Genomic DNA, 12139 nt, shown 5'->3' on the forward strand with positions numbered 1-12139 from the left:
CGGGGCTCGCTATCATGCTTTGCTGACGGCGCAAGCCGCGTCCTCGACGACACGGTCGCGGCAGGTTGTCGGCATGACCACGGCGTCGCCTTCGATCACCACCTTGCCGCCGACCGTGCAAACGGTGGACAGCACCACGCGGCGCTTGTCGTGAATCAGTTCCTTGACGGTCACTTCGGCCTGCACGGTGTCGCCGGGTCGAACCGGCGACTTGAAGCGCAGGTTCTGGCCGAGGTAGATCGTGCCCGGGCCGGGCAGCCGCCCCGCGATCGCCGCGGAGATGATGCTGGCGGTCAACATGCCGTGAGCGATGCGCCCCTTGAAGGGTGTGGTTTGCGCAAACTCCTCGTTGATGTGAACCGCGTTGATGTCTCCCGACGCGCCCGCGAAAAGCAGAATGTCCGCCTCCGTGATGGTCTTGGCGAACCGGGCACTCATGCCCGGTCGCAGGTCTTCGAAATCGTATCCGTTAAGCTCATTCATGATTATTCCGCTTGCTGGGCGCGCATTTGCCCTCTCTTCTGGCACGTACTGCGCGTTGTGCCGGACGCTAACCGCTGGATGCGGTTAGCCGAGCGCCTGCTCGAGTTCCGGCACGAGGGTGAACAGATCGCCAACGAGGCCGTAATCGGCGACGCCGAAGATCGGCGCTTCTTCATCCTTGTTGATCGCGACGATGACTTTCGAGTCCTTCATGCCGGCCAGATGCTGGATCGCACCCGAGATGCCGACTGCGACGTACAGTTGCGGCGCGACGATCTTGCCGGTCTGGCCGACCTGATAGTCGTTCGGCACGAAGCCCGCGTCGACCGCCGCGCGCGATGCGCCCAGTGCCGCGCCGAGCTTGTCGGCCAGCGGCTCGAGCACCTTCATGTAGTTCTCGCCATTGCCCAGACCACGGCCACCCGACACGATGATCTTCGCGCTCGTCAGTTCCGGACGATCGAGCTTCGTCACTTCGCGGCTCACGAACTGCGCGAGGCCTGCGTCGGCTGCCGCTTCGATCCTCTCGACCGCTGCGCTGCCGCCAACGGCTGCGACGGCATCAAAACCGGTCGAGCGCACGGTGATGACCTTGATCGGATCAGCCGATTGCACGATCGCGATTGCGTTGCCCGCATAGATAGGACGCTCGAACGTGTCGGCGCTATCCACTGCCGTGATGTCGCTGATCTGCGCGACGTCGAGCTTCGCGGCGATACGCGGCGCGACATTCTTGCCGTAGGCGGTAGCCGGCGCGAGGATGTGCGTGTAGTGCTTCGCCGCATCTTGCACGAGCGTCAGGACCGTCGCTTCGACGTTTTCTGCGAGGCCTGCGGCCAGTTGCGGCGCATCGGCGAGCAGCACCTTGCTGACACCAGCGATCTTCGCGGCGGCATCGGCCGCGCCCTGTGCGTTATGCCCCGCGACCAGCACGTGAATATCACCGCCGATCTTCTGTGCCGCTGCGATCGTGTTCAGCGTCGCGGCCTTGATCGACGCATTGTCGTGTTCTGCAATTACCAGGTTCGTCATTTGCTCTGTCTCCGTGTCGACTGGAGTTAGCGCTTTAGCGCTTACTCCAGTCCCATGCAACATAGTTGCCGTTCTACTTAAAGCACCTTCGCTTCGGTCTTCAGCTTCTCGACCAGCGTCTTCACGTCCGGCACCTTCACACCGGCGGAGCGCCTGGGCGGCTCGGCGACTTTCAGCGTCTTCAGACGCGGCGTGACGTCGACACCGAGGTCTTCGGGCTTGACCGTTTCCAGCGGCTTTTTCTTCGCCTTCATGATGTTCGGCAGCGTCACGTAGCGCGGCTCGTTCAGGCGCAGATCGGTCGTCACCACGGCGGGCAGCGTCAGCGACAGCGTTTCCGCGCCGCCGTCCACTTCACGCGACACCGTCGCCTTGCCGTCCGCCACGACAAGCTTCGACGCGAACGTCGCCTGCGGCAGATTCGCGAGCGCGGCGAGCATCTGGCCGGTCTGATTGGAGTCGTCGTCGATGGCCTGTTTGCCGAGGATCACCAGTTGCGGCTGCTCCTTGTCGACGAGCGCCTTGAGCAGCTTCGCGACGGCGAGCGGCTGCAGGTCTTCACCAGATTCGATCAGGATCGCGCGATCCGCGCCGATGGCGAGCGCGGTGCGCAGCGTTTCCTGCGCCTGCGCAACACCGGCCGACACGGCGATCACTTCGGTCGCGACGCCCGCTTCCTTCAGACGCACCGCTTCTTCAACCGCGATTTCGTCGAACGGGTTCATCGACATTTTCACGTTCGCGATATCGACGCCCGTACCGTCCGATTTCACGCGGACCTTCACGTTGTAGTCGACCACTCGCTTGACTGCTACAAGAACTCTCACGACACTCTCCTTCCCACACCGATAGGGCCGAGCCCTACCGCTTTGAATGACACATTACGTCCGTTGATCGATCAGAACTGGTCTTCGCGCAGCGCCAGCGCGCCTTCGCCATCGCGAGCACCGCGAACCGCCGCTTCGAGCGCGATTGCACGAGGCAGCACCTGCGTCGCGTAGCTATGCGCGGTCGCGATCTTCGCGTCATGGAAGGACGGATCTTCGTCGCGCTTGTCGGCCGCCAGCACGAGCGACCGTGCCACTTGCCAACCCGCGAGCACGATACCCGCGAGCATCAGATAGGACACACTGCCGGCGAACACCGCATTCGGGTCGCTTTTGACGTTCTCGACCACGTAGCGCACCGCGCTGTACAACGCCTCGCGGCCGGCGGACAGATGACGATGCATCGCCTGAAAAGCCGCGCTCGAACCATACGAGGGGTGCGCTTGCACCGCGGCCAGGGTCACGTCGATCTGCGCGAGCAGCATCCCGGCCACCTCGCCGTTGTCGCGCATGGTCTTGCGGCCGACGAGGTCGTTGGCCTGGATCGCCGTCGTGCCTTCGTAGATCGGCAGAATGCGCGCATCGCGGTAGTACTGCGCGGCGCCGGTTTCCTCGATGAAGCCCATGCCGCCGTGCACCTGCACGCCGAGACTTGTCACCTCCAGCGACATCTCCGTGCTCCAACCCTTCACGATCGGCACCAGGTATTCGTAGATCGCCTGATGATTCGCGCGCGTCGCGCCGTCCGGATGACGATGCGCGAGATCGCAATGCGACGCCGACACATAGGCCAGAGCGCGTGCGCCTTCGGTCAGCGCGCGCATCGTCGAGAGCATGCGCCGCACGTCGGGATGCTGGATGATGGCGACCGACTGCTTCGCGGAGCCATCCACGGGACGGCTCTGCACGCGCTCCTTCGCATACGCGACGGCCTGCTGGTACGCGCGATCCGAGATCGCCACGCCCTGTACCCCCACGGCGAAGCGCGCGGCGTTCATCATGATGAACATGTACTCCAGACCGCGGTTCTCCTCGCCGACGAGCTGCCCGATCGCGCCGCCGTGATCGCCGAACTGCAGCACGGCGGTCGGGCTCGCCTTGATGCCGAGCTTGTGTTCGATCGATACGCAGTGAACGTCGTTGCGCTCGCCGAGCGAGCCGTCTTCGTTGACGAGGAACTTCGGCACGACGAACAGCGAAATGCCTCTCACGCCTTCAGGCGCGCCCGGCGTGCGTGCGAGCACCAGATGCACGATGTTTTCCGTCATGTCGTGCTCGCCCCAGGTGATGAAAATCTTCGTGCCGAAGATCCGGTACGAGCCGTCGCCCTGCGGCTCGGCGCGGGTGCGCACGAGCGAGAGGTCGGAGCCGGCTTGCGGCTCGGTCAGATTCATCGTGCCGGTCCAAACACCTGCGATCATCTTCGGCACGTAGCGCTGCTTCAGCTCCTCGCTACCCGCCGTCAGCAGCGCTTCGATCGCGCCGTCGGTCAGGAGCGGGCACAGCCCCAGCGACAGGTTGGCGGCGTTGAGCATTTCGATGCAGGGCGTCGACAGCAGCTTGGGCAGATCCTGACCGCCGTATTCAGACGGATGTTGCAAACCCTGCCAGCCGCCTTCGCTGAACTGGCGAAACGCGTCCTTGAAACCGGCCGTGGCGGTCACCACGCCGTCCTTCCAGGTGCTCGGGCTGCGGTCGCCGTCGACGTTCAGCGGCGCGAGCACGCCTTCGTGCAGCCGCGCGGCCTCTTCGAGCACCGCACGAGCGGTGTCGGCGGTTGCGTCCTCGCAGCCGGGCAAGCCCGCCAGTTGGTCGATTCCGGCCAGTTCCGTGAGTGCAAACAACATTTCTTTGAGAGGCGCGACGTAGCTCATTACCATTCTTCCGATCAGATAGTCCGTAGGGAAAGTCACCCGTCTGGCACCGATGCGGCCGGGGTAACGTATGGCTGAATCGTAGCGTCGGACAGGCCCTGCCCGGTTGTCCAAACCGGACGATCTATTGACATCTCTGGCCACGTCGGAGGGAGTAAGCGCCCCGTGGGAACTGCGTCGGCGGGTGTTGCCGACGCATCGATATGACGCGATCAGCCACCCCGGCGATAGGCCGCCGGGGTGCTGCCGGTCCAGTGACGGAACGCTCTGTGGAATGCGGTGGGGTCGCCGAAGCCGACGTCGCCCGCGATGATGGCGATGGGCTCGCGCGTGCCCGTCAGGCGCTGGATCGCGATGTCGCGGCGCAATTCGTCCTTGAGCATCTGGAACGCCGTGCCCTCGGCGGCAAGATGACGGCACAGCGTTCTGACCGAGCAGTGCAGGCCTTCCGCCGCCTCTTCGATGGACGGGACGTCGGGCAGCCGGGACGCGAGATGTTCCCGCACGCGATGACTGAACAACTGCTCGTTGAACGAAACGAAGATCCAGTCTTCCGGCGCGCGAGCGAGAAACCTGCGCAGGTTCGCCTTGCGCTGACGCACGGGCAGGTCGAAATAGCTGCTGCTGAACTGCATCGAGGTCTGATTGCAGTCGAACTTCGCCGGTCCGGGAAACAGATAAAGATACTCGAGCGCGTGAGCGGGACGGGGAAAGGCGAACTGCACCTGCAACAACGCAATCCGTTGACCGATCAGCCAGGACGCGATCCCATGCGCAAGCTTCAGCATCAGCTCCTGGCCCAGCATGCCGGGTTGCGCTCCCGTGCTTCCCGGACGCAGCGCCAGGCTCGCGACGAGGTCGCCGCGGCGCGACTCGAAGCGGAAGTCGTCCAGCACGAGATGGAAGAACTGGCCGAACCGGTGCATCGCGGATTCGAGATTCGGCGCATCCAGCAGGCTCAGGCAGAGAAACTTGAGCGCGCCGCTGCGCAGCGGGCGCGAGAAAACGCCGGGCATCTCATCGTCGAGTTCGATCGCGAGCGAGCGGTAGAGCGTGGAGAACTGTTCCTCGGTGACGCGCGCTCCAGGCTGGTCCAGAAGCGCGCGCGGAATGTTCGCGCCCGACAGATGCCGGTCGACGATATCCGGCCGCGTCCCGACGCTGCCGAGGAACCCGTTGACGAGCGAGATCGGTACGGTTGCGCCAGGAGCTTGCATGAGAAGGTTCCGCGAGGCGAAGACGCATCAGCATAGCGCCTCCCGCCGCATCGTGGCGAGGGTTCGGCGAATCGCTACGCGAGTGCCGCGTTCGGGGCCCGGTGGTTCCGGTAGCTTGCCGCCTATTGCGCCGATGCGTGCGAGCGCAGATATGGCACGTAGCCGTTCTGAATCTTCAGGATCTTCTCGGCGCACGCGTCATAGTCGTCGCCCTTCGCGCTGTCGGGCCCATACATGCCGCGGCACTGCGCGAACAGCGACAGCGTCGCGCCGCCCGTGCTCTTGTTCGCGCGGGTCGCTGAGAAAGCGGCTTTGCCCGAATCGTCGGGCACGTCGGTATCGATCGCGACCGCGTCCGCGCGGATCACGCGCGTGTCGGAATGCTGCTCGATATAGCGTTTCGTCGCCGCCCACGCGGCATCGCAATTCGCCGGTGTGCAGTCGATCACCGCGTCGCGTTGCGCGGCGCGGAGGTTCGGCTCGCTATGAAGGATCTCCTGCTGGGCGCGCTGCGCCTGCTTTTCCGGGGACGAGCAGGCGGCCAGTGCGCATGCGACGAGTGCGAAGGCAGCGATCTTTTTCATGAGTAGACTTCGGAGGCCATGGTCGAGCGCGATTATAGCGGTGCGGGGAAAGCGATTGCGTATTCACGACTCACATGCTGGGTTGGTAACTTCGGTTGGCGTCATCGCCCTTAGGTGTTCGCCACCAGCAACTCCTCCGCATTGCCCGGCGGTCGCAGCCCATCCGTCCGAGCCGCGAAGTAGCGCTGCGTCAGATCGGCCGCGGACACGTGCCGCGCGTCGTCAAAGCCCGCTTCGCGCGCCATGGCGATCATCCGCTGCGGCATGAAGAAGCTGATGAACGGTGTACCGCTCGCACGCGCGCCCTTCTCTGCCATTTCGAGTCCGGGGCGCACGTCCGGGTCCGCCATCTCCAGCGGCAACAGGAACGTCATCGCGAACGTCGAGCCGCGCGCCAGCCCGGCCACTTCGCGCAGCGTCGCCGCATTCGCCTCTTTCGTCAGATACATGCTGACGCCGGTCGACACGACGACGGCCGGCCTGGTTTCGTCGAAGCCTTCGGCGACGAGACGCTGCCGCCAGCTATCGCCCGCTTCGAAGTCGACCGGCACGAAACGCAGCCAGTCCGGCAGGCCGAAACCAAGCTCGCCGAGCCGCTGACGCTTCCACGTTTGCGGTCCCGGCGGGTCGACCTCGAACACGGTGAGCCGCGACGCAATGTCGGGCCGGCGTTGCGCGAAGCTGTCGAGACCGGCGCCCAGAATCACGTATTGATCCACCCCGCGCCCGGTCTGCTCGACGACCAGATCCTCGATAAAGCGTGCGCGCGCGACGATCGACGCGCGAAACGGCCGCGTGAACCGCGGATCCATATCGCCGCGGCTGCGCCAGTCTTCGGCGGGCGCCAGCAACTGCAAGCCGACTTCGTCTTCGAGCACGTGCGGCGGCGCGTCGGCCTGCACGTGCAGCGCACGCCACAACGCGACGCGCGCGGCGGTGCTGTCGGGTGCGATGTGTCGTGGATCGCTCATGGTATTTGCCCGCTTGGGTTGATGTGCCAATGCCACCGCTGCTCAATGGAACAACGGCAGCGCGAGAAACAGTTTGATGACGATCGCGTTGACGATGTCCATGAAAAACGCGCCCGTCAAGGGCACAATCAGGAACGCGAGATGAGAATGGCCGAAGCGGTTCGTGATCGCCTGCATGTTCGCGATCGCGGTCGGCGTGGCGCCAAGTCCGAGGCCGCATTGCGCCGCGCACAAAACGACCGCGTCGTAGTCGCGGCCCATCGCGGGGAACGTGATGAATACCGCGTAGAGCGCCATCAGCAGCGTCTGTGCCGCGAGGATCGAGATGATCGGCACCGCGAGCGCGGCAAGCCCCCAGAGGTCGAGCCGCATCAGCGCCATCGCGAGAAAGAGCGCGAGCGCGACGTTGCCGACAAGCGCGACCGCGTGCTGGTCGATCCGCACACGCAGGAGCGCGAGCACGTTGCTCAGGATCACGCCGATGAACAGCGTGCAGACGAACGTCGGCAATTCGAACGCGGTGTCCGCGATCCAGTCGGCAAACATTTCGCCGCCCGCGAGGCAGATCGAGATCAGCGCGAGCGTCGTGATGATCGCGGCGGGCGTGGTGGCCTGCTGCGCCTTCGGTTCTTCGAAGACCAGCGTTTCGTCCTTTAGCTGTTTGACGCGCAGCAACTCGTCGGCGCTGATCCGCCGCATCAGCAGCCGTGCGATCGGACCGCCGAGCACGCCGCCCATCACGAGGCCAAACGTCGCGCAGCCGATCGCGATCTCGGTCGCCGACTCCAGTCCGTGACGCTCGGTAAAGATCTGGCTCCAGGCGGCGCCAGTACCGTGGCCGCCCGACAACGTGACCGAGCCGCCGAGAATCCCAAGCAGCGGATCGACGCCGAGGGCGAACGCAAGCAGCAAGCCGACCACGTTCTGCAGGATCAGCAGCCCGCAGACCAGCGCGAGAAAGCGGATCAACACCGGGCCGCCCGCCTTCAAACTCGATAGATGCGCATTCAGACCGATCGTCGAGAAAAACGCGAGCATCAGCGGCGCCTGCATCGTCGAATCGAACCTGACCTGCACGTGGGTGGTGAGGCGCGTGATCAGCACGCAGATCGCGACGATGAGCCCGCCTGCCACCGGCGCCGGAATCGAATAGGTCCTTAGCACGCCGATCCACTGCACGAGCTTTTCGCCGAGCAGCAGCACGAGCGACGTCGCGACCAGCGTGGCATATACGCCAATAGTCATGAATGGCCTCCGAGCGGGAGCATGACAACGTTTTCTGTTTTCCCGGCGCGACGCCGCGGCGCATCGGGATGCGGCAAGGCTATGTCGTCATCCGGAGCGCGCGCGAACCTGCGACATCTTAGCCAATCCGTCCAGGCAAAGTATGATTTTTCTTGAGTTTTATCCGGCAAGGTCGGAGCCCGTATTGGGTTTCTCAGTACACGGAGTGACCGACAGATTCTCGCACTGACGTGAATTCAAAGTAGCGGGAATAGGAGATGCGTAGCTCTGCAGGATAGCCCGACGAGCGCTGTCTAATTGCGTCGCAAGTATTAATCGGATGCCACCCAACCAGGAGATGTCATGAAACCAATCCTCTACCGCCGGCTTCTCGCGAGCGCGATCACGATCGCTATCGCCGCGATATGCGCGAGCTGCAAGCCCGCCGATAAGGCGGGTGGAACAGCCAACGCGGATTCGGCGGCGAGCAGTTCGCCGTCCGCCGCAAGTCAGTGACAAACAGATGACTGCATTGCCGTGCGTGGACGTGGCAGTCCTGTCCACGCACCTCCACCCTGCTTCACCGCTTTGCTATTGCGGCAACGCATAGGCAATCACGTAGTCGCCGAGCTTCGTACCGAATGAGCCGTGACCGCCTGCCGCAATCACCACGAACTGACGTCCGTTGACCGAATAGCTCATCGGCGTTGCCTGCCCGCCGGCGGGCAGACGCGCCTGCCAGAGCTGCCTGCCGTTGTTCACGTCGAAGCCGCGAATGTAGTTGTCGGCCGTCGCGCCGATGAACGCCACGCCGCCCGCCGTGATGATCGGGCCGCCGAGCATCGGCATCCCCATCTTGAACGGCAACGGAAGCGGTGAGCTGTCCCGCACCGTTCCGATCCGCTTCTTCCATACGATCTGGTTGGTCTTCAGATCGATCGCCGAAATGAAGCCCCAGGCAGGTTGCTTGCAAGGAAGACCGACCGGCGACATGAACGCATTCAGTGTCACGCCGAACGGAACGCCGTATTGCGGCTGAATTCCGGTCTCCGTCCCCGAACCTTTCGCGCCCGGTATCGGCTGAATCGGATTGCCCGGGCCACGCGGAATCAGCCGCGAAACGAACGGCAGCGCAATCGGATTGGCGACCGCAATCTGGCGATCTGTGTCGACCGCCATGCCGCCCCACTCGAACATGCCGAGATTGCCCGGAAAGACCAGCGTTCCTTGCTCTGATGGAGGTGTGAAGGTGCCTTCATAGCGCAGCTTGTGGAACATGATCCGGCATACCAGCTGGTCGTACATCGTGGCGCCCCACATGTCGGCATCGGTGAGATCCTTCGATGGCCGGAAGGTCAGTCCGGAGAACGGCTGGGTAGGCGAAACATGGTCGCCGGGCGCCGCACCCTGCGGCACCGGACGCTCCGGAGCCGGCACCACCGGCACGCCCGTGCGCCGGTCGAGCACGAACAGGTTGCCGGTTTTGGCGGGCGCATACACGACAGGCACGGTATTGCCCTTGACGTCGGTAATGTCCGCGAGCGTGGGCTGCGATGGCAGGTCCATGTCCCACAGGTCGTGGTGGACCGTCTGATAGAACCACGCGAGCTTGCCCGTCGACGCGTGCAGCGCGAGCAGGCCGCTCGCGAAACGCTCCTGCTCCGCCGTCCGGTTGCCGCCCCAGATGTCCGGCGTGGTCACGCCCATCGGCAGATAGACGATGTCCAGCTTGGGATCGTATGCAGCGGGCGCCCACGAGTTCGGGGACGTGAGCGTGTAGTGACCGCCGGCGGGAGGATTCTGATTCGGGTCCTTCGCGCCCGAGTCGAACGCCCACAGCAGTTCGCCGGAACGCACGTCGAAGCCGCGGATCACGCCCGACGGCTCGCGCGTCGAATAGTTGTCCTCGACCGCGCCCGCGACGACGATCACGTCGTTCGTGATGACCGGCGGTGAGGTCGGCTCATACATGCCGGGGGTCGTCACCGGCTGGTTGTGCTGGAGATCGAGATCGCCGCCGTTGGCAAAGGTTTTGCACAGCGCCCCTGTCTCCGCGTCGAGCGCATACAGGTGGCCATCGTTGACGGGCAGATAGATGCGGCGCATGCAGGCCCCCGCGGTCGCGGCAGTCGCAGCGGACGCAGACGCTGGTTGCTGCTGAGCGGGCGCCGCGGCCGACGCTGCCTGCTGATCCGGCGCAGCGGCCGATGCTGCCTGCTGCTCCGGCGCCGCGGCCGATGCTGCCTGCTGATCCGGCGCGGCGGCCGATGCGCCCGAGGGCTGATCAGCCGTCGGCGCGGGACCGGCCGCGGAAAGATCGACGTAAGCCACACCACGGCAGGTCACGTGCTGGAACGACGGATCGGCCTTCAGCTGCGGATCGAATTTCCATTTCAACTTGCCGGTCCGCGCATCCAACGCCCATAGGATCTGATGCGGCGAGCATAGAAACAAGGTCTCGCCGATCTTGATCGGCGTGACTTCGTCCGTAATCTCGACGGGGTCGTTGGGGCCTTTGCTATCCCCGGTCCGGAAGATCCACGCGACCTGTAAGTCCTTGACGTTTGCAGGCGTGATTTGAGTCAGCGGGGAATAGCGGGTACCGGCCTGGGTGCGCGCGTAGGCCGGCCAGTCGGCGGCGCTATCACCGGTCTCTGCGGGGGCCGCCGATGCCGCACTGAAGCTGCCGTTGACCGTTTGCGGGTCGTTGAAGTTCGCGTAGACGAGCACGCCCGCCCAGACAGCCAATGCAACGACGAGCGAACCCATGCCGAGCCCGCGTGCGCCCTCCATCCGCCAGCTCACGAGCAGCAGTAGCCACACGCCGAAAATGACCAGCACCCCGGAGCGCGGAGCCAATGCCCAGAAGTCCGTGCCGGACTCCCACAGTGCCCAGACCGCGGTCGCAATCATCACGAGCGCATAGAGAACGAGCGCAGCGGGCTTGCGCCGGTAAAGCAACCACGTCACTACTGCGAGCAGCAGGCCCGTGATCAGGTAGTACCACGACCCGCCTACGGCAATCAGCCATGCTCCGCCGATCACGAGGTAAAGCGAAGTGAGCGCGAGAAACACAAGTGTGATTGCACCGATGACGACTGACCAACCGGGCTGTCTCGACATGATGATCTTCCACCTTAATCAAGAACGACGTGCGCGCGCAGACCGCAAAAGATGGGCCTGGTCTGTCCTGTTGTTCGATGCAGGCGCCTGACTTCTCGCGGGTTATCGCGCGTGCAGCGATGAGATCGAACCTGCCGCGGACATGCAACCGATACCTCGCTATCTGACCTGTTGGCCCAGGTGGTCGAGAGCGTAGCGTCGGCAATGCTCAAGATATGCCGCTTCGTTGGCGACGGTCAATTGAATCATGCTGCGCCACAGCGATGATCGGTGAGCTTCCAGCCCGCTCGCTCCAACGCGATATGCACGGCCGGCACGGGACCGAGACCGAACATGCCGGGCTCGACGGCGGCGATGCCGAAAGCCGCAAGACGCGCACTCGGTTCGATGCCCCTGGCGTCGGCATAACCGCGCTCGGCCACGACCATTGCCGCCGCACCGCTGTTCAGGCCGGGCGCATTGCCCGCCGTGATCGTGCCATCGGGACGGAACGCGGGACGCAGCTTTGCCAGCGTTTCCACGGTCGTTTCCGGACGCGGCTGCTCGTCGCGCGTGAACTGGATGCTGCCCTTGCGCCCTTCTATTTCGACGGCGACGAGTTCGGCATCGAATGCGCCGCGTTGCGCCAGGCGATCGCCATGGCCCTGAGGCGCGAGAAGATCGCCGTTTCGACCGCGCATCCATTCGCGGCGTCGGCGCACGTACCGCACGCGATCCGGCTCGCGCTCGGCTCGGTCAGCTTGACGACGCTCGAGCAGTCGCTGCAAACGGTCGCGCGGGTCATTGCCGACCAGACCTACTGAT

General features: G+C 64.4%; 10 protein-coding genes and 2 pseudogenes. 2 read left to right on the top strand and 10 right to left on the bottom strand.

Annotated features, from left to right (window positions below; genetic code table 11):
* Window positions 1-12: 12 nt before the first annotated feature.
* From OKW27_RS17200 to gltS, 8 genes are all read right to left on the bottom strand, one after another.
* Window positions 13-483 carry a MaoC family dehydratase gene (locus OKW27_RS17200; protein WP_429334190.1) on the bottom strand — a complete coding sequence of 157 codons (471 nt, stop codon included), beginning with the start codon at window positions 481-483 and terminating at the stop codon, window positions 13-15.
* An 84-nt stretch (window positions 484-567) separates the two neighbouring features.
* Complete coding sequence (locus OKW27_RS17205) at window positions 568-1515, bottom strand: electron transfer flavoprotein subunit alpha/FixB family protein (protein ID WP_429334191.1); 948 nt, start codon at window positions 1513-1515, stop codon at window positions 568-570.
* Window positions 1516-1592: 77 nt separating this feature from the next.
* Window positions 1593-2342, bottom strand: a complete 750-nt coding sequence (locus tag OKW27_RS17210) for an electron transfer flavoprotein subunit beta/FixA family protein (RefSeq protein WP_187613944.1) — start codon at window positions 2340-2342, stop codon at window positions 1593-1595.
* A gap of 71 nt (window positions 2343-2413) precedes the next feature.
* Window positions 2414-4216 (bottom strand): acyl-CoA dehydrogenase, encoded by a 1803-nt coding sequence (locus tag OKW27_RS17215; RefSeq protein ID WP_429334192.1) that lies wholly within the window; start codon window positions 4214-4216, stop codon window positions 2414-2416.
* Between the two features lie 212 nt (window positions 4217-4428).
* On the bottom strand, window positions 4429-5433 hold the full coding sequence (locus OKW27_RS17220) for an AraC family transcriptional regulator (protein WP_090809441.1): 1005 nt from the start codon (window positions 5431-5433) through the stop codon (window positions 4429-4431).
* A gap of 122 nt (window positions 5434-5555) precedes the next feature.
* Window positions 5556-6017 carry a hypothetical protein gene (locus tag OKW27_RS17225; RefSeq protein WP_090809439.1) on the bottom strand — a complete coding sequence of 154 codons (462 nt, stop codon included), beginning with the start codon at window positions 6015-6017 and terminating at the stop codon, window positions 5556-5558.
* Between the two features lie 110 nt (window positions 6018-6127).
* Window positions 6128-6988 carry a class I SAM-dependent methyltransferase gene (locus tag OKW27_RS17230; protein WP_187613947.1) on the bottom strand — a complete coding sequence of 287 codons (861 nt, stop codon included), beginning with the start codon at window positions 6986-6988 and terminating at the stop codon, window positions 6128-6130.
* A gap of 42 nt (window positions 6989-7030) precedes the next feature.
* Window positions 7031-8233 (bottom strand): sodium/glutamate symporter, encoded by a 1203-nt coding sequence (gltS, locus tag OKW27_RS17235; protein WP_429334193.1) that lies wholly within the window; start codon window positions 8231-8233, stop codon window positions 7031-7033.
* A 342-nt stretch (window positions 8234-8575) separates the two neighbouring features.
* On the opposite strand from gltS, the gene OKW27_RS17240 reads away from it, so the two are divergent.
* The gene (locus tag OKW27_RS17240; protein ID WP_167368756.1) at window positions 8576-8728 is read left to right on the top strand and encodes a hypothetical protein; all 153 of its coding nucleotides are present in this window, start codon (window positions 8576-8578) and stop codon (window positions 8726-8728) included.
* Window positions 8729-8803: 75 nt separating this feature from the next.
* Here the strand turns inward: OKW27_RS17240 and OKW27_RS17245 are convergent, their stop codons facing one another.
* Together OKW27_RS17245 and OKW27_RS17250 are read right to left on the bottom strand one after the other, a co-directional pair.
* Window positions 8804-11335 (bottom strand): glucose/quinate/shikimate family membrane-bound PQQ-dependent dehydrogenase, encoded by a 2532-nt coding sequence (locus OKW27_RS17245; RefSeq protein ID WP_429334194.1) that lies wholly within the window; start codon window positions 11333-11335, stop codon window positions 8804-8806.
* 266 nt (window positions 11336-11601) lie between these two features.
* Window positions 11602-11955, bottom strand: a pseudogene (locus OKW27_RS17250) (acetyl-CoA C-acyltransferase); the annotation flags it as partial.
* 9 nt (window positions 11956-11964) lie between these two features.
* Here OKW27_RS17250 and OKW27_RS17255 point away from each other — a divergent pair.
* Window positions 11965-12138: pseudogene (locus OKW27_RS17255) on the top strand (PLP-dependent aminotransferase family protein); the annotation flags it as partial.
* Window position 12139: the final 1 nt, after the last annotated feature.

Source organism: Paraburkholderia sp. 35.1 (genome assembly GCF_050436525.1).
In the GTDB taxonomy this organism is placed as follows: Bacteria; Pseudomonadota; Gammaproteobacteria; order Burkholderiales; family Burkholderiaceae; genus Paraburkholderia; species Paraburkholderia tuberum.